Genomic DNA, 21,426 nt, shown 5'->3' with positions numbered 1-21,426 from the left:
CAGCGCCACGGTGGCGCCGGCCGCTCCCCCGGGCCTGCGCATCGCACGTCCCCCTGTCCTCCCTCGGGCGGTCCGCGGTGAACCGCTGCTTTCAATACACCGCTCACCGCCCCCGGGTTCCCACCTCCCCGCCGCTACTTCCCGAGTCGCCCGAACTTCCGTACCGCCAGCGGGAGGAAGACCGCCAGGAGCACCAGCGGCCACACCACCGCCGCCCCGATGTGCCCCGGCTCGCCGCCCGGGTTGCCGAAGAGGTCGCGGACCGCCGTCGCCGTCGCCGACATCGGGTTCCACTCCACGAACGTGCCGAGCCAGCCCGGCATCGAGTCCGGCGAGGCGAAGGCGTTGGAGAGGAAGCCGATGGGCCAGACCAGGATCTGCACCGCCTGCACCAGCTCCGCCCGCCCCGCGACCAGGGCGAGGAGGATCCCGATCCACAGCATCGCGAAGCGCAGCAGGAGCAGCAGGCCCAGCGCCCGGAGGGTGCTTCCGAGGCCGCCGTCCGCCCGCCAGCCGATCGCGTACCCGACGCCGACCATCACGAGCAGCCCCACCGCCGACTGGAGCATGTCGGCGGCCGCCCGCCCCACGAGCACCGCGCCGTCGGTCATCGGCATCGCCCGGAACCGGTCGATCACGCCCTTGTTCAGGTCCTGCGTCACCGCCGTCATGGTGCCTTCGAGCCCGAACACCATGGTCAGGGTGAGCATCCCGGGCACCAGGAAGTCGACGTAGTCGCCGTCGACGCTCCGTCCGCCGCCGACCAGATAGCCGAACATCAGCAGCATCATCACCGGGAACACGAGCCCGACCAGGACCTGCACCGGCTGCCGGGCCCAGTGCGCCAGCTCGCGGCGGGTCATCGTCCAGCAGTCGCTCACGACGTACCCGGCACTCATGCCGCCACCTCCCGCTCCCGACGCGTGTCCGACGCGTCCGTCAGGTGCAGAAAGACCTCGTCCAGCGTCGGCCGCCGCAGGGCGACGTCCTCCGCCTCGATCCCGGCCTCCCCCAGTGCCCTCACGGTCTCGGCGAGCGAGGCCATCCGGTCCGCCACGGGCGCGCTGAGCCGTCGCCGGTCGGCGTCCACGCTCACCTCGGCGCGCGCGACGGGCAGCAGCCCGGCGGCCTCGTCGAGCCGTGCCGCGTCCCGGACGACCACGTCGATGCGGTCCACGCCGACCCGCGCCTTGAGCTCGTCGGCGGTGCCGTCCGCGACGACCCGCCCCCGGTCCACGACCGAGATCCGGTTGGCGAGCTGGTCGGCCTCCTCCAGGTACTGCGTGGTGAGCAGCACCGTGGTGCCCCCGCCGACGAGCGAGCGCACCGACTCCCAGACCTCGCCACGCCCGCGTGGGTCGAGTCCGGTCGTCGGCTCGTCGAGGAAGAGCACCTCGGGTTCCGTGATCAGCGAGGCGGCCAGGTCGAGCCGTCGCCGCATGCCGCCGCTGAACTGCTTGACGGGCTTGCGCCCGGTGCCGGTGAGGCCGAAGCGCTCCAGGAGCTCGTCGGCCCGCGTTCCGGCGCGCCGCGCGCCCAGATGGTGGAGGCGGCAGAACATCTCCAGGTTCTGCCGGCCGCCCAGCTCCTCGTCGAGGGCCGCGTGCTGTCCGAGGAGCCCGATCCGCCGCCGTACCTCCCGGGCCTCGGTCCGTACGTCGTGGCCCGCCACCCGCACCAGGCCCTCGTCGTGGCGCAGCAGGGTGGACAGGACCCTCACCGTCGTGGTCTTGCCCGCGCCGTTGGGCCCGAGCAGGCCGTGGACGGTGCCGCGCCGGACGGTCAGGTCGAGGCCGGCCAGGGCGTCCTTCTCCCCGTACCGCTTGCGTGCGCCCTCCATGAGGATCGCGTCCGCCGCCATGTCGATTCCTCCCGAAATCCTCGTAGTCAAATTTGACCAGTCGCTACCGCCGGAGCAAGGTATGCCCTCCTGGGCAGTTAGTCAAACTTGATTAGTGGGGGCCTTTCTCAGCCACGCTCGACCAGACAGCGGCCGTGCGGACGGTCACGTCGCATAGGGGTTCTCCTCCCCTTCGGCCAGGACACCCACGAAGGGATCCCCCTCGCCCGCGAAGACATACGCCCCGCCCTCGATCCGCTCGATCAGCCCGAGCGTCCACTCCTTGCCGGCGTCCGCCGAGTGGACCCACATGTGCATGATCTCGCCGATGTGCCCGAGCTGGCCGGGGCCGCCCTCCGGCGTGTAGTACTCCGTGACCGCGGCCCGCCACTCGTCCAGCGCCCGCACCCGCCGGCGCAGCAGCTCCGCGGCCTCCTCCCGGGGCAGGTCCACGATGAAGCCGATGCCCGCCGACAGCACGTCCATCTTCTGGTCGTACGTGGTCAGCGCCTCGCGCAGCAGCGTGAAGTACTCCTCCGTACCGCGCTCCGTGAGCTCGTACTCGACGCGCGGCGGCCCGCCGACGGCGCTCGGCGCGACCTCGTGCGCGTGCAGCAGTCCCTGCTTCGCCATCTGCTTGAGCGCGTGGTAGATCGAGCCGGGCTTGGCGTGGGACCACTCGTGCGCGCCCCAGTACTCCAGGTCGTTGCGGACCTGGTAGCCGTGGGCGCGGCCGTGCTGCTTCACCGCGCCCAGGACGAGCAGCCGGATCGCCGACATCGCCGTACCTCCTAGTCAATTTTGACCAGGGTACGCGCGCGGGCCCGCCGAAAGGCGGCCCCGGCCCCGCTCACGGCCGGCCCGGCCGCTCTCGCTGTCGGCCCGGCCTCCTGCTCGCGGTCAGCTTCGGCCCGGCTCCGCCGGGTCAGCCCCGGCCCTGCTCCGCCGCGATCAGTTCGAAGGAGCCCTTGCCGTCCAGGGACTCGCGGATGACGTCGGCGTGTCCGGCGTGCCGGCCCGCCTCCTGCACCAGGTGGAGCAGCATCCAGCGCATCGAGACCTGTCCGTCCACGGGGAACCAGGGCGCCTCGGGCAGCGGGAAGGTGTCGTCCAGGCTCGGCACCGAGCGGACGAACTCCTCGGTCTCCTTCGCCACACCCGCCCAGAACTCCACGATCTCCGGGATCGTCTCCCCGTCCACGAGCCGGAAGCCCTCACCCCAGGTCTCCTGGGTGCGCTGCCGCTCGTTCGGCTGCCGCTGGGCCAGCCGGAGCCAGTTGAGCTCGACTTCGGCGACGTGCTTGAGCAGCCCGGAGAGGCTGAGCTCGCTGGCGCTCGGGCGGCTCGCCGCCTGCTCCTCGGTGAGACCGAGGACCGAGCGGCGGATCGCGGCGCGCTGCGCCTCGACGAAGTTGAGGAGCGCGCCGCGCTCGTCGCCGTGGGTCTCCGTGGGAACGAGTGCCACCATGATGTCCGCCTTCCGTACGCCTACACAGATGGGTGCCGGGGAGGCGTTGGCCTTGCGGCCTCGGCCCTTCCGACACCCATCAAGTTACGGACCCTTGCGGACAACCACTGTCCTCAACGAGAAATCAGGGACCCCGAAGGGTCGGAAGGCTCGGCAGACCCGAGAGGGCTCGGAGGACCGGGAGAATCCGGAGGCCCCGGAGACCCGGAGGACTCAGAAGGGGAACCGGCTCCGGCCGTGCTGGATCGAGATCCACTTCTGGGTGGTGAAGCTCTCCACCATCGCCTCGCCGTTGAGCCGGCCGATGCCCGAGTGCTTCTCGCCGCCGAAGGGCACGATCGGCTCGTCGTGCACGGTGCCGTCGTTGATGTGGATCATGCCGGTGTGGACGCGCTTGGCGAGGCGCACACCCCGCTCGATGTCCCCGGTGTGGACGGCGCCGCTGAGCCCGTACGGGGTGTCGTTGGCGATCCGTACGGCCTCCTCCTCACCGTCGAACGGGACGATGAGGGCGACCGGGCCGAAGATCTCCTGGCCGAGGACCGGGGCGTCGGGGGCGAATCCGGTGAGGACGGACGGGGAGACGAGGTTGCCGTCGACCGTGCCGTGCAGCAGCGCCGTCGCGCCGGCCGCGACCGTCTGGTCGACGAGCGAGGAGACGGCCTCCGCCTGCTGGGAGTTGATGAGCGGACCGATGTGGGTGGCGGGGTCGGCCGGGTCGCCGACCCGCAGGGTCTTCACCTTCGCCACGAACTTCTCGGTGAACTCCTCCTCCACGGTCCGGTCCACCAGGATGCGGTTGGCGGCCATGCAGACCTGCCCCTGGTGCACGAAGCGGCTGAAGACGGCCGCGTCCACCGCGTAGTCGACGTCGGCGTCGTCGAGGACGATCAGGGCGCTGTTGCCGCCGAGTTCGAGGACGGCGTGCTTGAAGTTCTGCGCGCAGACCGTGGCGACGTGGCGGCCGACCTTGTCGGAGCCGGTGAAGGAGATGACCTTCGGGACCGGGTGGGTGAGGAGCGCGTCGCCGATCTCGGCGATGTCGGTGACGACGACGTTCAGCAGGCCGGCGGGGAGGCCCGCCTCCTCCAGGACCTTGGCGACGAGGGTGCCGCCGCAGATCGGGGTGTTCTGGTGCGGCTTGAGGACGACCGCGTTGCCGAGGGCGAGCGCGGGCGCGACCGACTTGATCGAGAGGAGGAAGGGGAAGTTGAAGGGCGAGATGACGCCGACGACACCGACCGGGACCCGGTAGACGCGGTTCTCCTTGCCGTCCACCGGGGACGGCAGGATGCGGCCCTCGGGGCGCAGCGCCAGCTGCACCGCCTCCCGCAGGAACTCCTTGGCGAGGTGCAGTTCGAAGGCCGCCTTGAGACGGGTGCCGCCGAGCTCGGCGACGATCGTCTCGGCGATCTCCTCCTCGCGGTCCTCGACGATCCGCAGCGCCCGCTCGAAGACGAGCCGACGGGTGTACGGGTTGGTCTCGGCCCACTCGGCCTGGGCACGCTCGGCGGCCCGGTAGGCGTGGTCGACCTCGGCGGCGGTGGCGACGGTGATCGAGGCGAGCTTCTCCCCGGTGTACGGGTTGAAGTCGATGATGTCCCACGAGCCGCTGCCCGGCTTCCACTCGCCGTCGATGTACTGGTGGGCCAGGTCGGTGAAGTGCGACATGGATCGAGACCCCTCTACCCGCTCTACCTCTGCACGGATGACAGAAGTGACGTCGAAACGCCGAAACGTCGATACTGATGTCACGTCATCGTACTGATGTGTCAGGTGAGTTGAAGGAGTCCCCGGAGAAGGTCTCGGCTTTCGGCCGGATCCGGTCCTTCCTTCTGCAGCCGTTCCATGACCCGCTGGTACTGGGCGACCTCCTCGCGCTTGTCGAGATAGAGGGCGCTGGTGAGCTGCTCCAGATAGACGATGTCGGAGAGGTCCGACTCGGGGAAGCTCAGCATCGTGAAGGCGCCGCTCTCACCGGCATGCCCGCCGAAGCTGAAGGGCATGACCTGGAGCGTGACGCCGGGGTGCTCGGAGATCTCGATGAGGTGCCTCAACTGGCCCTGCATGACGGCCCGGTCGCCGTAGGGGCGGCGCAGCGCGGCCTCGTCGAGGACGGCGTGGAACTGCGGGGCGCGTTCGGAGACGAGCACCTTCTGGCGTTCGAGGCGCAGGGCGACCCGGCGGTCGATCTCGGCGGCGGGGGCTCCGGGCATGCCCCGGGTGACGACGGCCTGGGCGTACGCCTCGGTCTGCAACAGGCCGTGGACGAACTGCACTTCGTAGACGCGGATGAGGGAGGCGGCGCCTTCCAGACCGATGTACGTCTGGAACCAGCCGGGCAGGACGTCGCCGAAACTGTGCCACCAGCCGGCGACGTTGGCCTCACGGGCGAGCCCGAGGAGCGAGCCGCGTTCGGCCTCGTCCCCGACCCCGTACAGCGTGAGCAGATCCTCGACGTCCCTGGCTTTGAAGCTCACCCGCCCCAACTCCATACGGCTGATCTTGGATTCGGACGCGCGGATCGAGTAGCCGGCCGCCTCGCGGGTGATCCCGCGCGACTCGCGCAACCGCCTCAGCTGGGAGCCCAGCAGGATGCGCCGCACCACACTCCCGCTTGCTCCGCTGGATTCGCCTGCGGTCACGGCTCTGCCTCCCCTTTACGGTGTCGAGCCCCCGTCGAGCCCCGGATTCTGCCACCAAACGCTTCGGGGCGTACACATTCGATTACGGAAAGGCGGCGAGATCCGGGCAGTCGCGTGCACGGAACCCCCGACTCCACGGAAAGTTCCCCTCGATGGGGGGACGACTTATCCACAGATTAGGCACGGGGACGGACAGGTCCGGCGCGTGCACGTGCATCTGCCCTTGCATCCAGTGGGCGCATTCGGAACCATGGACCCCGCGCAGCCGCGTACTCGTTCGTGTTGTCGTGTTGTCGCACCACAGTCGCGATTCCCGGGAGTGCCTCGCATGGGGACGAATGGATCGACCGTGCTCGAGCCGTTACGGCAGGGCCTTCCGCCGATCGATCCCGGCGCCGTCTCCACCTCCGCATCCTGCGCCCTGCCCCCGCGGTACGAAGCCGTGCGCGGGGCCCGGAAGTTCACCAGCGCGACGCTGGACCGCTGGGAGCTGACCGAGCGCTTCGACGATGTGGCCCTGGTCGTCTCCGAACTCGTCACCAACGCACTGCGCCACGCGGTGCCCGCGGACGCGCCCCAGGAAGAAGGCCAGAACCCGCCGGTTCGGCTCCACCTGATGCGCTGGTCCTCGCGCCTGGTGTGCGCCGTGCGCGACCCCAGCCAGGCGAGCCCGGAGGCGCGCGGCGGCGAGGAGGACTTCGCCGCCGAGTCGGGACGCGGGCTGTTCCTGGTGGACTCGTTCAGCGACAGCTGGGGCTGGCACCCGCTCGCCGGCACGCTGCGGGGCAAGGTGGTGTGGGCGCTGTTCCGGATAGGGCCGGAGTAGGCGCGACGCCCGGCGGTACAGACGTACAGGGGAGAGGGGCCCGGACGCACAGCGTCCGGGCCCCTCTCCCATGTCCACGCGCGCGTGCTCAGACCAGGTGGTCGAACTCCCCGTCCTTGACGCCGAGGAGGAGCGCCTCTATCTCCGCGGGCGTGTAGACGAGGGCGGGGCCTTCGGGGTGGCGCGAGTTGCGTACGGCAACGTTTCCCCCCGGGAGTTTGGCGAACTCCACGCAGGATCCCTGGGAGTTGCTGTGCCTGCTCTTCTGCCACACGACACCACGCAGCTCCGTGGCCGCCATGCCGTTGTACGCGTGATGCGCATGATGCACTGGTAGCTCCCCGAGTTGCTTGGTGCAGGTGTCAACTTCCTCGGATCATAGCTGTGTTCATATGCCAATGCATGAGCAGATGCACGTGCACGGGGGGTGGCGTAGCGGCTACGCGACTCAGCGTGCTACCAGCGGGTATGCCGGCCGCGTCCGGCGCCGCGTACGCGCGCTGAGCACTCGTGACACACGCCGGTTCGGGGGCGCACACCGCTCGTGACACACGCCGTTCGGGACGCACCGAGGCCAGCCTACGGTTCCTGATCTTGGTTCAGACATCCAGGAAGGCATCGGAGGCGGACCCGCTCCCCCGCGCACAGGCCGGGTGCGGGGCGGCGGCGGGCGTCGGAGTGCAGGCCTCCGACCGGTGCGACGCCGGTGCGCGTGGAACTGGTGAGGAAGGCGAAGCCGCCGGCCTTGTCACGGAAGACGACCGGCTCGTACGGGGGATGGATGGCGGGCCGCATGGGCGGGTCAGCGCTCCTCCCGGAAGTCGACGTGCCGGCGGACGACCGGGTCGAACTTGCGCAGGGTGAGGCGGTCGGGGTCGTTGCGGCGGTTCTTGCGGGTGACGTAGGTGAATCCGGTGCCCGCGGTGGACCGGAGCTTGACGACGGGGCGGAGCTCGTTGCGTGCCATGGTGAGAGAGTAAATGAAAATGGATCCCATTTCCAATATCACGGCGGAGAGGTAGGTCACCCCCCTGTCCGCCCGCCGCCCCCGGGGCTCGCCGGGTACCCCTACGCCGGGTGCCCCTAGCCGCCGGGGAGCGGGGGCAGTGCGGAGAGGAGTCTGCCCGCGCGGTCGTACAGCACCGGGCCGACGTCCCCGTCCCCCTGCCCCGTGTGCGCGTACCAGACGCCCCAGCCGGGGCTGCCCGGCAGTTCGAGCAGGGTGGCGACGGTCGTACGGCCCCCCTCGCCCTTCAACTCGACGCGGCCCGCCGCACGGGTCCCGTAGTAGAGGCCCGAGTGGAAGACCCCCTTCGCGTTCCCCTCGCTCTGGTGGCTCACGCCCGGGCCGCTCAGGTCGATGTTGCCGTCGGCGACGCTGCGGACGTTCTCGAAACCGTCCGGCCCCGCCCAGTGCTTGCCCTCCCGCGTGAGCCAGATCCGCCAGCCCTTCCCCGCGTCCACCCGCTCACCGGCGGCCACCACCCGCTTCGGGCTCGGGGCCGGGGGCGGGGACGGGGGCGGGTCCTCGCTCACCCCCGCGGTCGGCGCCGAGGTCCGCGCGGCGGTCGGCGGGGCAGCGGCGGGAGCCGGGGCGGGGCGTACGGGAGTCAGGGCCACGACCGCCGCCACGGCCGTCGCGACCGTGAGCACCGAGAACGCCGACAGCGAGGCCGTACGACGCCTCCGGCGGAGCCGGCCCGCCCGCCGGACGGCCTCCAGCGGCATCGGTCCCGGGGTGACGTCGAGGGCGGCCCGCGTGAAGGCCGCGCGCACGTCGTCCTCGGCGGGAGCGGGGACGGAATCCGGGGCCGAGTCCGGGGCCTGCTCAGGGTCGGGCGGTGTGGTCGGGGTGGCGGGGGTCATCGTCGGGCTCCGGAAGGGGCGGGGAGAGGCGGGACGGGGGCGGTGACGAGCCTCGGGTGGGCGCGCAGCGCCGCCAGACCACGTCGGGCGTGGGTCTTGACCGTGCCGATCGAGCAGTTGAGCACGCTCGCGATCTCCAGCTCGGTCAGGTCCTCCCAGTAACGGAGCACCATGACCGCACGCTGGCGGGGAGTCAGATCCGCTAAGGCCGCCAGGAGCGAGGTCCGGTCCTCGACCGCGTCGGCATGGCCCGCGGAGGTGTGGCGCAGCGACTCCGGCAGGACCGGGGTCAGCAGATGGACGACCCGCTTCCGGCGGATCCGGCTCAGGTTGTTGTTGATCAGCGCCCGGCGTACATAGAGGTCGATCTCCCCGCGGGGAACCCGCCGCCACCGCCCGTACACCTTGGCCAGCGTCGTCTGCACCAGGTCCTCGGCCTCGTGGAAGTCCCCGGTGAGGAGCTGGGCCGTACGCACCAGACGCGGCCAGGCCGCGACGGCGAACTCGGCGAAGCCGTCGGAGCCGTCGTCCTCGGCGACATCGACGGCCTCGGTGGCCCGGGAGGTCCAGGGAACCTCGGCGACATCGGTGGCGGACTCGTGCGGCACGGTGTCGGACCTCGCGATCGGTCGGCGGTCGTTGTCGGAGAAGGGACGGGAGGGAGGTGAGGGGGAGGGACAGATGGCGGGGCCCGCCCCGTGCCGGGCCCCGCCACGTTCCGCCCCGGTCAGCCGCGGCCGGCCGGGAAGTCGAAACCGGGAAGCTCGGCCAGCAGCTTGCCCGCGCGGTCGTACAGGGCGACGTCGACGTCGCCCCCGCGGCCCTCCACCGGCCCGGTGCCGGTGTACCAGACACCCCAGTCGGGCCTGCCGGGCAGGGCGATCAGGTTCGCGACGGTCTTGTGGCCCTCGGCGTCGGTCAGTTCGACACGGCCCGCCTCACGGGTCCCGTAGAAGAGCCCCGAGTGGAAGACGCCCGTCGCGTCCCCCTCGCTCTGGTGGCTCACGCCGGGCGTGGAGCGGTCGATGTTGCCGTCGACGACGCTGCGGAAGTTCTCGAAACCGTCCGGGCCCGACCAGTGCTTGCCGTCCCTGGTCAGCCACACCGTGTAGCCCCCGCCGCCGTCCACGCGCTCGCCGGAACGGACGGTGCGGACCGGACCCGCCGCGGGAGCGGCGGCCTTGACGGGGGTGACCTTCGCGGGCGCGGCCTCCACGGCGGCGGCGGACAGGGCCGCGGGGGAAGCCTCGGCGGAGGACTCGGTGGACGCCCCCACGGCCGACGGTGCCGCGATCACCACGGCGGCCACGACACCGGCCGCGGCCAGCACGTACTTCTTCATCCGATTGCTCCTGGATCTGGATCTGGACGGACCACGAACGCGAACGGCCGCGACCCTCTCCCCCGTACCAACTCCGCCCGGCCCCGATCCGGATGACACGCACGCGAAATCCGAGGGCCGGACCGGACCGCTATCGCGAGCGCCTGGAATCGGTCAGCGCCGTCGTGACCTCGTCCAGGGCCTCCAGGAGGAGCACCGCGCCCTTGTGCAGCAGGAAGTGGTCCGGTGCGTCGTCCGACCAGGCGTCGACCGTCTCGCGCAGATCCTCCCAGCGCGGTTCCCTGCGCTCCCGTACGTCCTTGGCACCCCGCTCCGTCGCCCGCCGCAGGGACTCCGCGAGGGTCGCGGCGGCGGGCAGGGGCGTGGCTCCGCGCTCCGGCAGATGCGCCTCCATGAGCATCGCCACCCGCCCGAACTCCGCCAGCGCGTGGTCGGCCTGCTCCACCGCCGCGTGCGAGAGCCCCCGGTGGCGCACCGGCTCGTGCGTCGCCCGGTCCACCGCCTCCTGCCAGGCGACCCGGGCCGCTCGGGTGTCCAGGAGCGCCTCCCGTACGTCGGGGCTGGTCGGCCCGGCCGGATCGGCGTACCGCGCGGTGACGACGGCCGCGTACCGGCCGACCGAGGCCAGCCAGTCCGCGAGCCGGCCGCGCAGCCGCGGCGTCTCCCAGGCCGGATAGACGGCGTACGACAGCATCGCGAGGACTCCGCCGAGCAGGGTCAGCAGCACCCGGTCCCGCACCGTCTGGGTCAGGCCCGCGCCCTCCATGCCGAGCAGGAAGACGACGTACGCGGCGACGAAGACCTGCCCGGCCGCGTACCCCGTGCCCATCAGCAGATACATCGCGAAGGCGCACATCACCGCGAGCCCGGCCGACAGATACACGTCCGGATGCGCCGACTGCACCACCGCCGTCGCCAGGGCCACCCCCACCAGAGTGCCGCCGAACCGCGCCACCGAGCGGGCGTACGTCTGGGAGAAGTCCGGGCGCATCACCATCGCCGAGGTCATCGGCGCCCAGTAGCCGTGCCCGAAGGGAAGCGCCCCGCCCAGGAGATAACCGGCGGCCGTCACCACCGAGACACGGATCGCGTGACGCAGGATCGGGGAATCGCGGCGCAGCTCGGTGCGCACCTTCGCGAAGACGATCGGCGCGAGACGGACGAGGGTCGGGCGGGTACGGGCGGCGGCCGCGCCGTGCCCCGACGTCTCCGTCCTCGGTTCGGCCGTCTCGACGACATCACCGAGCAGCGCGACGAGCCGGAGGGCGGCGCGGCGGGACGGGCCGTGGAGGATCGCGGCTGCGTCCGGAGTCCGCAGGGCGTCGACGGCGGCCTCGGGGAGGGTGATCGGTACGCCGTGCCGGATCGCGTGCGCGGCGGCGTCCAGGACGGAGGCCGCCGCGGCGAGCAGCTCCCGCACGCGCGCGCGTGCCGGACCCTCCTCCGGCACGCCGACCGCCGGGTCGGCGAGGGAGGCGAGCACCGGACGGATGCGCTCGGCGAGACCCCGGGCCCCATGGAGCTCCGCCGGGCGGCGGCGGGCCTGGCCGGGGGTCACGGCGGCGGCGTTGCGGGCGGTGATGAGCGGCAGCGGATCGAAGGGGGCCACCGGGTCGTGGCGGAGCCGCCGGGCGTAGTCCGCCTCGGCGGCCAGCGCGTCCGCGAGGGCGTCGCGCTGGGCGCCCCAGCGGCGGACCGGGAGGACCACGACCAGGACGGCCTGGACGACACCGCCCGCGAAGATCATGACGGCGTGACCGGCGGCGGCGGCGACGGAGGTCGGGAGCGTGACCGTCACCAGCATGATCGCCACGTTGGAGGAGGCGATCATGCCGGCGGTGGGGCCGGCGGCCCAGGCCAGCCCCGAGAGGAACGTCCAGAGGAGCAGCAGGGCGAGGAAGAAGACCTCGTGGGCGCCGACGAGATAACCGAAGAAGGTCGACAGGGCGAGGCTGGCGCCGGAGGCGAGGGCGAGGGTCGGGCGGGGACGCCAGGAACGCTGGAAGGTGGCGATGGCCGCCTGGAACGCGCCGAAGGCGGAGGCTGCGGCGACGGCGGGGCCGAAGACGGCGAGGGAGAAGCCGACGACGAGCGCGAGACCGAGTGCGGCGCGGGCGGCGACGACGGGGTTGAGCCGCCGCCGCTCGACGGTGAGCCCGGAGCGCGCGGTCTCCTTCAACGCCCGGAGCCAGCTCATGGCCCGAGCGTATCCGCGATCGCCCGATAACCACCGGTTTCCCCCCTCCCCACCCCTTCCCGAAACCCTGCCGGGGGCGGGTCGGGGCGGGGTGGGGCCCGGGGGTGGAAGGGCCGGGCGGGGCTCAGGTGGAGGTCGAGGTCCGGAGCCGACGGCAGTGGTGGCTGGACCGGTCGGGCGGGGGGACCGTTCGACCGGGGGCGGGTAGTGGTCTTACTCCGGTAGGCCCCGCCGGCCCGGATGCAGGCCCGCTCTGTCCGCGGCCGATGCGCCGTGGGTCCAGCCCTGTTCGTCCCAGGCCGCGCGCACGCGCGTGGTGCGGGTTTCCGGGAAGAGTTCGTCCGTGCGGGTGGTGACCGCGAGGTCGCGGGAGGCGAGGGCCGGCAGGAGCGTGGGGGTTTCGGCGGCGACGCGGCGGGACGTCGTCGCGAGCCGTGCGCCGAGCCGGTTCGCGTACGCGAGCAGGAAGGACTGCCGGAAGGACTTCGTGCGTCTGCGGCCGCCCGCCCGCTGCTCCGCCTCGGCCCTCGTCATCGCCGCGGTCCCCTGCACGAGCAGCGACGTGTAGAGCAGTTCGACCGGGTCGAGGTCCGCCTCGAAGCCGACGACCGTCGAGAAGGCGTACGTCTCGTTCCACACCGCCCGGCAGTGGTTCGCCGTGGCGACCGCGTCCAGCAGGATCGCCTTCGCCTGCTCGTACGGCGGCTCCACCCCGATCCGGATCGCCCCCGGCGTCTCGGGCGACGGCGCCCCGGCCGCGAGCGTCGCCTCGTCCAGGCTGTGGCGTGCCATCAGTTCCTGGGCCTTGGCCGTGAGCGCCTCGGCCTCCTCCGGGTACCCCGTCGCCTCCGCCTTCGCGAGCAGCGCCCTGATCCGGCCGAGCATCCGCGGTTCGCCGGCCGTCGCGGGCGGCAGCACCTCTCCGGGGACCGGACCGACCGCGTCGAGCCGCGGCAGCCGGACCAGGAGGCGGTACAGCTCCAGGACGGTCGTCGCGTGCGAGAAGCGGTCCGAGGGCCGCGCGGGCGGCGCGTCGAGTTCGTCGAGCTGCGCGGGCCAGCGGTGCGGCAGCCGCTCGTAGCGGGCCGTCTCGGTCCGGATCAGGCCGGTGAGCACCCGGAGGTGGTCGTCGGAGAGGTCACGGCGCGCCAGCCGTACGACGTCCGCGGGCTGCCATCCCCGCTCCCACAGCGTCCGTACGAACTCCTCGCCGCGCCGTGCCAGGTCCGCGTCGGCGCCCCGGTCCGCGGCGAGCAGCGACGCGGCCGTGTCGAGCGACCCGTCGTCGCTCGCGTACAGCGCCTCGAAGGCCCTGTCGATCGTGGTGCTCGTACTCACGCCGTCCTCGTGTCCCATTCCTCGCGCGACCGGGCGATCACCGCTCGGTGGTCGAGCGACCAGTCGACGAGCTGTCTGATCAGGTGGGTCATGCTGTGCCCGGTCTCCGTCAGCGCGTACTCCACCTGCGGCGGGGTCGTCGGGTACACCGTCCGCGAGACGAGGCCGTCCCGTTCGAGGCGGCGCAGCGTCAGGGTCAGCATCCGCTGGGAGATCCCGGTGACCAGCCGCTGGAGTTCCCTGAAGCGCCGTGGCCCCGGTGCGAGTTCGACGACGACGTGCACCGTCCATTTGTCACCGAGCCGGTCCTGGACGTCCCGTACCCCGCACTCCTCCGCACAGCTCACCAAGGGATCGGTGGTTACCTCCGTGTGCCCCTCGGACATGGATGTGCCTCCTTACGCGATCTTCTCCGCCCCTCCACGATGGTCTCAGCCATCTCGACCCCTGGGGGAATCCATGCTGCTCGTCACCGGCGTCTCCGGCGCTCTCGGCTCGCTCGTCGCCGCTCGGCTCGCCGGTCGCGAGGAGGTCGTCCTCGGTACGCGCGCGGGGCTGCCCGGCACGCGCCGTCTCGACTTCGACGACCCCGGGACGCTGCCGGAGGCCTTCGCCGGGGTGGACACGCTGCTGCTGATATCCGCCGGGTACGGGGAGGACGACACGGTCGTCGCCCGTCACGAGGCCGCGATCTCGGCCGCCGAGCGGGCGGGCGTCCGGCATGTCGTGTACACGAGTCTCTCCGGCGACGGCGACCATCTGACGTACGCGCTCGCCCACCGCTGGACCGAGCGGCGGCTGCGGCGCTCGGCCACCCTCGACTGGACGATCCTCCGCAACGGCCTCTACGCCGAGTTCCTCACCTGGATCGCCGCGCCCGACGCCGACAACCGGATCACCGGCCCCCTCGGCGGGGGCCGTCTCGCCGCCGTCGCCCGTGAGGACCTCGCCGACATCGCCGTCTCGGTCGCGACGGACCCGGGCGCGCACCGGAACCGGGTGTACGAGCTCGTCGGCGAACGCGCCCTCGGCGGCGCCGACCTGGCACGGGCCCTGGGTGCCACGTACGCGCCCGGCACGCTCGCGGACGCCCGCGCCGCGGCCGCCGCGTCGGGGGCCGTGCCCTTCCAGGTGCCGATGCTGGCGAGTACGTACTCGGCGATCGCCCACGGCTTCCTGGACGGTTCGGGGGTCGAGAGCGATCTGCGGGCGCTGCTCGGCGGTCGCGAACCCCTGGACGCGCTCGATGTGTTCGTGAAGGCCGTACGGGAGGGGTGATCCCTTAGGGGTCGGCCCACCCCGCCCTTCGGGGTAGGGCCAGGCATACCCCCCGGACGCCCTTCAGTGGTCGTGATCGGCGGGCGCGAGAACGGTTCGCTTGGGGCATGACCTCGACTGCTCCCACCTCGCCCTCCGCTTCCGCCGCTCCTGCCCCGTCGGCCCCTTCTGTCGCTTCCGCCCTCGGCACCGGCTCCTCCGCCGCTGTACGGCTCCGCGGGCTCACCCGCCACCACCGGGAGGTCCGTGCCCTCGACGGCGTCGACCTCGACTTCCACGCCGGGACCTTCACCGCCGTCATGGGCCCTTCGGGCTCCGGCAAGTCCACGCTCCTCCAGTGCGCGGCCGGGCTGGACCGGCCCACCTCCGGGCGGGTGGAGGTCGGCGGGGTCGCTCTGGAGGGGCTGAGCGAGCGACGGCTGACGCTGCTGCGGCGGGACCGGATCGGCTTCGTCTTCCAGTCCTTCAATCTGCTGCCCTCCCTGACGGCCGCGCAGAACGTGGCCCTGCCGCTCCGGCTGGCCGGCCGCCGGCCGTCCCGTACGGAGGTACGGGAGGCGCTGGCGCGCGTCGGGCTCGCGGGGCGGGAGCGACGGCGGCCCGGCGAGCTGTCCGGCGGACAGCAGCAACGGGTCGCCATCGCGCGGGCGTTGATCACCCGGCCCGCCGTCCTCTTCGGCGACGAGCCGACCGGAGCACTGGACTCCACGACGAGCCGCGAGGTTCTCGACATGCTGCGGGAGCTGGTCGACCGGGACGGTCAGACGATCGTCATGGTCACGCACGACCCGGTGGCGGCGGCCCGCGCGGACCGCGTGGTCTTCCTGGTCGACGGCCGCGTGGCGGGCGAACTGCCGGGGCCGACGGTGGAGACGGTCGCGGCGCGGATGACGGCGCTGGAGACGGAGACGGAAACGGTTCCGGCGTCTGTGCCGGCGTCCGTGCCTGCGTCGGCGTCGATGCCGGTGCCGGTGCCGGATACGGCGTCGGAGACGGCAACGGCCCGCACCGCCGGTTCCCCCGCCCGGAGGCCCTCGTGCTGACCGTCGTCCTCTCCGGACTCCGCGCCCGCTGGGCCTCCTTCCTCGGCGGGTTCGTCGCCCTCGCGCTCGGTGTCGGGCTGCTCACCGTCATGGGGCTCGGGCTCTCCGCCACGTTCCACGCGCCCGAGCGTTCTCCCCAGCGGTTCGCCTCCTCGCCCGTCGTCGTGCAGGGTCAGGACCGGCTGACGCTCGATGTGCGGCGCGGGCCCGAGACCGTGTCCGTGGCACAGCGGCTCGACCGTCCACAGCCTGTGGACAGAGAACTGCTCCGCGAGCTCCGCGCCCGCTGGACCGTCACGACCTCCGACGCCCGCGACGCAGCCCCGTCCGCCCCGACGACCGGCGACCCCGACACAGCCCCGGCCGACCCCACGACCGACGCCCCCGACGCCGTCGGCGTGGACGGCCCCGCCGCCGAGGTCAGAGCGCTGGTCGGCGACCGCGCCCAGGTCCTCACCGGTGCCGAGCGGCGCCGCGCCGACCCCGACGCCGACCGGGACGCCGACGCGCTCGTCGGCCTCAACGCCCTCCTCGGCACCTCCGGCGGCGTCACCGCCTTCGTCTCCGTCTTCGTCGTCGCCTCCACCTTCGCCTTCGCCGTGGCACTGCGCCGCCGTGAGTTCGGGCTGCTCAGGACCGCCGGAGCCACCCCCGGGCAGATCCGGCGGCTCCTCCTCGCCGAGGCCGCGGCGCTCGGCGTGCTCGCCTCCGTCGCCGGATGCGCCCTCGGCGCCCTCGGCGCGCCGCTGCTCGCCAGGACCCTCGTCGACGGCGGCCTGGCACCCGAGTGGTTCGCGGTCGGCGGGCCGTCCTGGCCCTTCCACACCGCCTTCTGGACGGGGATGACCGTCGCCCTCGCCGGGGCCGTCGCCGCGTCCCGGCGCGCCGGGAAGGTCGGTCCCGCGGCCGCGCTCCGCGAGGCGGACGTCGACGCCGACACCCTGCCGCTCGGCCGGGCCGTGCTCGGTACGGGACTGCTCCTGACCGGCCTCGGGCTCCTCGTCTGGACGTACGCCACGGACCCGTCGGCGCTGCTCAAGCGGAAGACGTACACGACGCTCCCGATGCTCCTGATCACCGGAGTCGCCCTGCTCTCCCCGCTGTTCGTCCGGCCGGTGGCCCGGCTGCCGCGGCTGCGGGGCGCCGTGGGGACGCTGGTACGGGAGAACAGCGCGGCCTCCGTTCGCCGGACCGCCGCCGTCGCCGCCCCCGTCCTCGTGACCGTGGCGCTCGCCGGGACGCTCTTCGGCTCGGCGACGAGCGTCACGCGCGCGAAGGGCGTGGAGGCGCGGGAGCAGACGGCCGCGCAGTACGTCGTGACCGGCGCGGACGGGAAGGGCACGGACGGGAGGGGCACGGCAGGCGGGGAGCACGGCGCCGGGCTGAGGCCGGTGACGACCGCGCCGCCCGGGGCCGTCGTCTCCCCCACCGGGCCGACCTCCGTCTTCGTACGGGACGGGGACGAGGCCGTCGTGAAGTACGGGGCGCGTGCGGTCGAGGACCCGGCGGCCTTCGCCGCGCTCGCCCGGCTGCCCGTGGTCGCCGGCGACCTGCGGGACCTCGACGACCGGTCGATCGTCGTCAACGAGGAGTTCGAACAGCGCCGGGTGGGCGGGACCGTCGAGGTGTGGCGCGCGGACGGGACCGGTCCGGTACGGCTCCGGATCGCGGCCGTCCTCGCCGTCGGGACCGGCGACAACGGGCCCTACGTCACCCTGGCGAACGCCCCGGGCTCCGCCCCCGACCGGATCGAGGCACGCGGCGGCGGTACGGCCACGGTGCGGGCCCTGGAAACGAGCGGCGGCACCGTCAGGACCGCCGACGCCTGGGCCGCCGAGGCCCGGCCGTCGAGCAGCGGCCCGCAGGCCCGGCTCGGCCTGGCCCTCGTCCTCGGCATCGCCCTCGTCTACACGGTGATCGGCCTCGCCAACACCCTGCTCATGGCGACCTCCGTACGCGGTGGGGAGCTGGCCTCGCTCCGGCTGGCCGGGGCCACCAGGACGCAGATCCTGCGGGTGGTGACCGGGGAGGCGACGCTCGCCGTCGCGATCGGGGCCCTGCTCGGTCTCGTGGTCACCGCGCTGGTCCTCGGCGCCCTGGGAGCGGGCCTGGCCGCCCTCTCGGCGCCGGTGGCCCTGGCCCTCCCGTGGACCACGCTCGGTGCGGCGGCGGGGGTGTGCGCGACGGTCGCGGTCGCCGCGTCGGCCCTCCCCGCGTGGCGGCTGACGCGCTGAGCGGCGATGGTGGGACGGACGGGGCGGTGACCGGGGTCGGAGCCGGGTCACCGCCCCGTCCACCCGCGCGCGTGGAGGCGGGAAATCCCTGGCGGGGCGGGGCACGGAGTGGGGACCCTTGCCCTGTGCCCGGACAGCGGAAGCGGAACGCCCGACGACGCACGAGCTGAGCGTCTTCGTCCCCCACCCCGCGCCCGACGAGGCCCCCGCAACCCGCGCCGTCACCCCCAGCCCACGACGGACGGCCTCAGCCCCCGACGAACGGCCCAGCCCTCGCGGACTGCCTCAGCCCCCGGCAGCCGCGGACTTCGCCGCTCTCCACTCCGGGGCCAGGACCGACCAGACCTCCTCGTCGTGGCGCCTGCCCCGGTAAGGGTAGCTCTCCCTCAGGACGCCGTCCCTGGTCATGCCCAGGCGGCGGGCGACCGCGATGCTCGGGCCGTTGTCGGAGGAGACGACCCACTCCACCCGGTGGATGCCGCGCACCTCGATCGCCCAGTCGACGAGCGCCCGTGCCGCCCGGGTCACCAGGCCCTTGCCGACGCCCGCCGGCTCCAGCCAGCAGCCCGCCTCGGCCGTGCCGTCCCCGACGTCCAGCTTCCGGAGGATCACGGCGCCGACGAGGGTGCCGTCGGACCAGATGCCGTGGATACGGCCCGAGTCGGCGGCGGCCTTCTCCGCGTACGCCCGGAGGAACGCCCGGCTCGACTCCAGGTCGGTGACGACGTCGGGGAGTCCGTTGCGCGCGCCGATGAACTCGCGTCCCCGGTCCATGTGCGCGAGGAACTCCTCGGCCTGCCACGGTTCGAGCGGGCGCAGCTCCGCGCCGTCGTCTCCCAGCGGTATCGCGTACATCGTCGTCGCCTTCCAGGTCGGGACCCGCACTCGCGGCGGAGGGATCTTCTCACCCGCCCTCCACCGCGCGCCGGAATTACGGGACCAGGACCAGCTTCCCCCGCACATGGCCCGACTCGCTGAGTTCCTGGGCCCGCGCCGCCTCCTTCAGGGGGAGCGTGTCGGCCAGCCGGACCGCGAGGGTGCCCTCCGTCGCCGCGCGCGCGTGGGCCGTGAGCCCGGCCCGTACGGAGTCGGGGTCGCCCGTGACCCCCGAGAACACGATCCCGTGCTTCTCCGCGTCGACGTCCGCGATCGTCACGATCCGCTCCTTCGCCGCCCCGGCCCCGCCGAGGAGCTCGATCGCGACGGGCAGCACCCCGTGGCCGGCCGCGTCGAAGACCGCGTCGACGCCGTCGGGGGCCGCGGCCCGCACCCGCTCGGCGAGACCCTCCCCGTACGCCACCGGGATCGCGCCGAGTTCCCTCAGATAGGCGTGGTTGGACTCGGACGCGCTGCCGACGACGGTGATCCCGGCGGCGACCGCGAGCTGGACGCCGACCGAGCCGACGACACCCGCAGCGCCGTGCAGGAACAGCGTCTCGCCCTTCCGTACGCCGATCAGGTCCAGGACGCGCTGCGCCGTCTCCCCGGCCACCGGGAGGCTCGCGGCGGCCTCCCAGGAGAGCCCGGCGGGCTTGGGCACGACGATGCCGGCGACGGCGTACTCGGCGTAGGCACCGGTCTTCGTCCAGCCGAGGACCTCGTCGCCGACGGCGAGGTCGGTGACACCCTCGCCGAGCTTGTCGACGGTGCCGGCGAACTCCAGGCCGGGAACGGCCGGGAAGCTCGTCGGGTAGAACTCCTCGACCCAGCCGTAACGGCGCTTCCAGTCCACCGGGTTGAGCCCGACGGCCGCCACCTTGACGCGGACCTCGCCGGGGCCGGGCTCCGGTACGGCGACGCCGGTCGTGTGGCGCAGCACCTCGGGGCCGCCGAACTCCTCGTACACGATCGCTTCCATCTCAGCCTCCACAGCCACCCGTTGACTTCTACGGGTCACAGCCTGCGCCCACGGCCCCCCGGCCCCCGCCCTCCCGACGGCCAGTCCCACCTGGCCGAAAGACCGGCCTCGCCCCGTCCCCGGCCCCCGTACGCTCGACCGCATGGACGCGCCCACACTGACCACCGCGTACGAGATCATCCGGCAGCCGCTCGGGGAGATCCTTCCCAAGGTCTCGGCGGCCCTCGCCGCCCTCGTCCCGCACGTGGACGCGGCCGAACTCTCCACCCACTGCGCCCACTCGCCCTTCAAGGCACTCGGCGGTACGGAGCTGCTCACCGCCTCCGAACTGGCGCCGCTGCTCGCGGCGGGCGTCCCCGGGAGCCCCTGGCAGGGCCGGGCGACGATCGGCGGCCGGGAGCGCGAGGTCGTCGCCGTCACCAGCCGCGCGACCGCGCGCGGGGCGGTCCTCGTGCTCGTACGGGCGGACGGCGCCGCCCCCGTCGGCGAGGACGGGCTCACCGTGGCGCAGGCCCTGTGGGACCTGGTCACCGGACACTTCGACCGGTTCGCGACGGAGGCCCTGCCGGGGGCGCTCGCCCGTTCGCGGGCGGCGGCCGACACCCGGGCGCGGGTGATCGCCGAGCTGACGGCCGCGCACACGGCGGCGCTCTCCGGGGTCCTCGGGGTGCTGCGCAGCCGGGCCCTTGACGACACGACGGCCCGGACGACCGCGACCGATCTGGCCGGGGCGGCGCTGATCGAGATGCGGGCGGAGCAGCGGCGGGACCGGGCGATCGCGGAGGAGCCCGCCCAGGACGCCTTCGAGCGCCTCGCGGGCGAGCTCCGGCCCCTGCTGCGGCACAGCCGGGTCCGGCTCGACCTGGGGGCGCCGGACTCGGAGCGCTCGCTCGCCGCGGACGTGGCGCACAGCGCGCGGGCGATCGTCCGCTCCCTGCTCCTGATCGTGCTCGAACAGGACTCGGTGCGGCGGATCCACGTCGGCTGGCAGCTGACCGAGCACGAGCTGCGGGCCACCGTGCGGGACGACGGCGCGGGCGCGCTCGCCCCCTGCGACCTGGGGGCGGGCACGATCCGGGACCGGCTCGACGTGCTCGGCGGACGGCTCGACATGGACGCCGTCCCGGGCTGGGGCACGACGATCACGGCGGTGATCCCGCTGGCGGCGCCGGCCGCGCCGGTCGAGGCGGCGCACCCGCTGACCGGCCTCGGCGAGCGGGAGGTGGAGGTCCTGCGGCATCTGGCCCTCGGGCACCGCAACCGGCGGATCGCCGAGGCGCTGCACATCAGCGAGTCGACGGTGAAGTTCCACGTCGCGAACATCCTGAACAAGCTGGGCGTCGTCTCACGGGGCGAGGCCGCGGCGCTGTTCCACGCGGCGGCGTAGAGCCCGCGCCAGGGGGCCTCCACGCGGGCGCGTGCCCGTGACGGGCGCCTGCCAGGGGCGGGGGCGGCGAGCAACCCCGCGAGGCCTGACGTGCCGGTTCCGGG

21 protein-coding genes and 1 pseudogene are annotated in these 21,426 nt (G+C 73.3%); 5 read left to right on the top strand and 17 right to left on the bottom strand.

From position 1 onward, the window contains the following. Positions 1-134 precede the first annotated feature (134 nt). The 6 genes from ACH4MY_RS08175 to ACH4MY_RS08150 form a co-directional block, all read right to left on the bottom strand. A complete protein-coding gene (locus ACH4MY_RS08175; protein WP_397999154.1) occupies positions 135-899 on the bottom strand; it encodes an ABC transporter permease in 765 nt (254 codons plus the stop codon). Continuing rightward, the gene (locus tag ACH4MY_RS08170; protein WP_397999151.1) at positions 896-1,861 is read right to left on the bottom strand and encodes an ATP-binding cassette domain-containing protein; all 966 of its coding nucleotides are present in this window, start codon (positions 1,859-1,861) and stop codon (positions 896-898) included. Before ACH4MY_RS08170 ends, ACH4MY_RS08175 begins: the two co-directional genes overlap by 4 nt. Before the next feature lie 144 nt (positions 1,862-2,005). Continuing rightward, positions 2,006-2,620 (bottom strand): PadR family transcriptional regulator, encoded by a 615-nt coding sequence (locus ACH4MY_RS08165; RefSeq protein ID WP_397999149.1) that lies wholly within the window; start codon positions 2,618-2,620, stop codon positions 2,006-2,008. A 145-nt stretch (positions 2,621-2,765) separates the two neighbouring features. Next, entirely contained in the window at positions 2,766-3,308 is a 543-nt protein-coding gene (locus ACH4MY_RS08160) for a DinB family protein (protein WP_397999146.1), read from the bottom strand. Between the two features lie 213 nt (positions 3,309-3,521). Continuing rightward, positions 3,522-4,979: an aldehyde dehydrogenase family protein gene (locus ACH4MY_RS08155; RefSeq protein WP_397999143.1), complete on the bottom strand. Its 1,458-nt coding sequence runs from the start codon at positions 4,977-4,979 to the stop codon at positions 3,522-3,524. Between the two features lie 101 nt (positions 4,980-5,080). Next, positions 5,081-5,953 (bottom strand): helix-turn-helix domain-containing protein, encoded by an 873-nt coding sequence (locus ACH4MY_RS08150; RefSeq protein ID WP_397999140.1) that lies wholly within the window; start codon positions 5,951-5,953, stop codon positions 5,081-5,083. 328 nt (positions 5,954-6,281) lie between these two features. Here ACH4MY_RS08150 and ACH4MY_RS08145 point away from each other — a divergent pair, with 328 nt between their 5' ends. Next, complete coding sequence (locus ACH4MY_RS08145) at positions 6,282-6,779, top strand: ATP-binding protein (protein WP_397999137.1); 498 nt, start codon at positions 6,282-6,284, stop codon at positions 6,777-6,779. An 88-nt stretch (positions 6,780-6,867) separates the two neighbouring features. Here ACH4MY_RS08145 and ACH4MY_RS08140 read toward each other — a convergent pair whose 3' ends face one another. The 9 genes and pseudogenes from ACH4MY_RS08140 to ACH4MY_RS08100 form a co-directional block, all read right to left on the bottom strand. Next, on the bottom strand, positions 6,868-7,080 hold the full coding sequence (locus tag ACH4MY_RS08140) for a DUF397 domain-containing protein (protein ID WP_173861569.1): 213 nt from the start codon (positions 7,078-7,080) through the stop codon (positions 6,868-6,870). A 404-nt stretch (positions 7,081-7,484) separates the two neighbouring features. Then, positions 7,485-7,574: pseudogene (locus ACH4MY_RS08135) on the bottom strand (50S ribosomal protein L31); the annotation flags it as partial. 7 nt (positions 7,575-7,581) lie between these two features. Then, positions 7,582-7,746 (bottom strand): 50S ribosomal protein L33, encoded by a 165-nt coding sequence (gene rpmG / locus ACH4MY_RS08130; protein WP_384137337.1) that lies wholly within the window; start codon positions 7,744-7,746, stop codon positions 7,582-7,584. Positions 7,747-7,862: 116 nt separating this feature from the next. Beyond that, a complete protein-coding gene (locus ACH4MY_RS08125; RefSeq protein WP_397999134.1) occupies positions 7,863-8,645 on the bottom strand; it encodes a hypothetical protein in 783 nt (260 codons plus the stop codon). Beyond that, the gene (locus ACH4MY_RS08120; RefSeq protein WP_397999132.1) at positions 8,642-9,253 is read right to left on the bottom strand and encodes a SigE family RNA polymerase sigma factor; all 612 of its coding nucleotides are present in this window, start codon (positions 9,251-9,253) and stop codon (positions 8,642-8,644) included. Before ACH4MY_RS08120 ends, ACH4MY_RS08125 begins: the two co-directional genes overlap by 4 nt. Before the next feature lie 119 nt (positions 9,254-9,372). After that, positions 9,373-9,987, bottom strand: a complete 615-nt coding sequence (locus ACH4MY_RS08115) for a hypothetical protein (protein WP_397999129.1) — start codon at positions 9,985-9,987, stop codon at positions 9,373-9,375. A 130-nt stretch (positions 9,988-10,117) separates the two neighbouring features. Then, complete coding sequence (locus ACH4MY_RS08110) at positions 10,118-12,184, bottom strand: FUSC family protein (protein ID WP_397999126.1); 2,067 nt, start codon at positions 12,182-12,184, stop codon at positions 10,118-10,120. A 213-nt stretch (positions 12,185-12,397) separates the two neighbouring features. After that, entirely contained in the window at positions 12,398-13,540 is a 1,143-nt protein-coding gene (locus ACH4MY_RS08105) for a DUF2786 domain-containing protein (RefSeq protein ID WP_397999124.1), read from the bottom strand. Beyond that, entirely contained in the window at positions 13,519-13,908 is a 390-nt protein-coding gene (locus ACH4MY_RS08100) for a winged helix-turn-helix transcriptional regulator (RefSeq protein WP_397999121.1), read from the bottom strand. The genes ACH4MY_RS08105 and ACH4MY_RS08100 overlap by 22 nt, the downstream gene beginning before the upstream one ends. A gap of 73 nt (positions 13,909-13,981) precedes the next feature. Between ACH4MY_RS08100 and ACH4MY_RS08095 the strand changes: the two genes are divergently transcribed. The 3 genes from ACH4MY_RS08095 to ACH4MY_RS08085 all read left to right on the top strand — a co-directional run bounded on the left by ACH4MY_RS08095 (position 13,982) and on the right by ACH4MY_RS08085 (position 18,077). Then, positions 13,982-14,800 (top strand): NAD(P)H-binding protein, encoded by an 819-nt coding sequence (locus ACH4MY_RS08095; RefSeq protein WP_397999118.1) that lies wholly within the window; start codon positions 13,982-13,984, stop codon positions 14,798-14,800. Between the two features lie 107 nt (positions 14,801-14,907). After that, positions 14,908-15,843, top strand: a complete 936-nt coding sequence (locus ACH4MY_RS08090) for an ABC transporter ATP-binding protein (RefSeq protein ID WP_397999114.1) — start codon at positions 14,908-14,910, stop codon at positions 15,841-15,843. After that, the gene (locus tag ACH4MY_RS08085; protein ID WP_397999111.1) at positions 15,837-18,077 is read left to right on the top strand and encodes an FtsX-like permease family protein; all 2,241 of its coding nucleotides are present in this window, start codon (positions 15,837-15,839) and stop codon (positions 18,075-18,077) included. Before ACH4MY_RS08090 ends, ACH4MY_RS08085 begins: the two co-directional genes overlap by 7 nt. A 285-nt stretch (positions 18,078-18,362) precedes the next feature. Here ACH4MY_RS08085 and ACH4MY_RS08080 read toward each other — a convergent pair whose 3' ends face one another. Both ACH4MY_RS08080 and ACH4MY_RS08075 read right to left on the bottom strand, forming a co-directional pair. After that, positions 18,363-18,932: a GNAT family N-acetyltransferase gene (locus ACH4MY_RS08080; RefSeq protein WP_397999108.1), complete on the bottom strand. Its 570-nt coding sequence runs from the start codon at positions 18,930-18,932 to the stop codon at positions 18,363-18,365. Positions 18,933-19,008: 76 nt separating this feature from the next. After that, positions 19,009-19,935, bottom strand: a complete 927-nt coding sequence (locus ACH4MY_RS08075) for an NADP-dependent oxidoreductase (protein WP_397999105.1) — start codon at positions 19,933-19,935, stop codon at positions 19,009-19,011. A 142-nt stretch (positions 19,936-20,077) separates the two neighbouring features. Here ACH4MY_RS08075 and ACH4MY_RS08070 point away from each other — a divergent pair, with 142 nt between their 5' ends. After that, positions 20,078-21,322, top strand: coding sequence for a LuxR C-terminal-related transcriptional regulator (locus tag ACH4MY_RS08070; RefSeq protein WP_397999102.1), 1,245 nt, complete (start codon positions 20,078-20,080; stop codon positions 21,320-21,322). The last annotated feature ends 104 nt before the right edge of the window (positions 21,323-21,426 follow it).

The sequence above is a fragment of the Streptomyces sp. NPDC017246 genome (assembly GCF_044331325.1).
GTDB lineage: Bacteria > Actinomycetota > Actinomycetes > Streptomycetales > Streptomycetaceae > Streptomyces.
This window is presented reverse-complemented; position numbering and strand designations above follow the sequence as displayed.

What these genes read in the sequence shown, in the direction of transcription:
- ACH4MY_RS08175 (WP_397999154.1), bottom strand. Translation starts at nt 899, where the DNA reads ATGAGTGCCGGGTACGTCGTGAGCGACTGCTGGACGATGACCCGCCGC.
- ACH4MY_RS08170 (WP_397999151.1), bottom strand. Translation starts at nt 1,861, where the DNA reads ATGGCGGCGGACGCGATCCTCATGGAGGGCGCACGCAAGCGGTACGGG.
- ACH4MY_RS08165 (WP_397999149.1), bottom strand. Translation starts at nt 2,620, where the DNA reads ATGTCGGCGATCCGGCTGCTCGTCCTGGGCGCGGTGAAGCAGCACGGC.
- ACH4MY_RS08160 (WP_397999146.1), bottom strand. Translation starts at nt 3,308, where the DNA reads ATGGTGGCACTCGTTCCCACGGAGACCCACGGCGACGAGCGCGGCGCG.
- ACH4MY_RS08155 (WP_397999143.1), bottom strand. Translation starts at nt 4,979, where the DNA reads ATGTCGCACTTCACCGACCTGGCCCACCAGTACATCGACGGCGAGTGG.
- ACH4MY_RS08145 (WP_397999137.1), top strand. Translation starts at nt 6,282, where the DNA reads ATGGGGACGAATGGATCGACCGTGCTCGAGCCGTTACGGCAGGGCCTT.
- ACH4MY_RS08140 (WP_173861569.1), bottom strand. Translation starts at nt 7,080, where the DNA reads ATGGCGGCCACGGAGCTGCGTGGTGTCGTGTGGCAGAAGAGCAGGCAC.
- rpmG (WP_384137337.1), bottom strand. Translation starts at nt 7,746, where the DNA reads ATGGCACGCAACGAGCTCCGCCCCGTCGTCAAGCTCCGGTCCACCGCG.
- ACH4MY_RS08125 (WP_397999134.1), bottom strand. Translation starts at nt 8,645, where the DNA reads ATGACCCCCGCCACCCCGACCACACCGCCCGACCCTGAGCAGGCCCCG.
- ACH4MY_RS08115 (WP_397999129.1), bottom strand. Translation starts at nt 9,987, where the DNA reads ATGAAGAAGTACGTGCTGGCCGCGGCCGGTGTCGTGGCCGCCGTGGTG.
- ACH4MY_RS08110 (WP_397999126.1), bottom strand. Translation starts at nt 12,184, where the DNA reads ATGAGCTGGCTCCGGGCGTTGAAGGAGACCGCGCGCTCCGGGCTCACC.
- ACH4MY_RS08105 (WP_397999124.1), bottom strand. Translation starts at nt 13,540, where the DNA reads ATGGGACACGAGGACGGCGTGAGTACGAGCACCACGATCGACAGGGCC.
- ACH4MY_RS08100 (WP_397999121.1), bottom strand. Translation starts at nt 13,908, where the DNA reads ATGTCCGAGGGGCACACGGAGGTAACCACCGATCCCTTGGTGAGCTGT.
- ACH4MY_RS08095 (WP_397999118.1), top strand. Translation starts at nt 13,982, where the DNA reads ATGCTGCTCGTCACCGGCGTCTCCGGCGCTCTCGGCTCGCTCGTCGCC.
- ACH4MY_RS08090 (WP_397999114.1), top strand. Translation starts at nt 14,908, where the DNA reads ATGACCTCGACTGCTCCCACCTCGCCCTCCGCTTCCGCCGCTCCTGCC.
- ACH4MY_RS08080 (WP_397999108.1), bottom strand. Translation starts at nt 18,932, where the DNA reads ATGTACGCGATACCGCTGGGAGACGACGGCGCGGAGCTGCGCCCGCTC.
- ACH4MY_RS08075 (WP_397999105.1), bottom strand. Translation starts at nt 19,935, where the DNA reads ATGGAAGCGATCGTGTACGAGGAGTTCGGCGGCCCCGAGGTGCTGCGC.
- ACH4MY_RS08070 (WP_397999102.1), top strand. Translation starts at nt 20,078, where the DNA reads ATGGACGCGCCCACACTGACCACCGCGTACGAGATCATCCGGCAGCCG.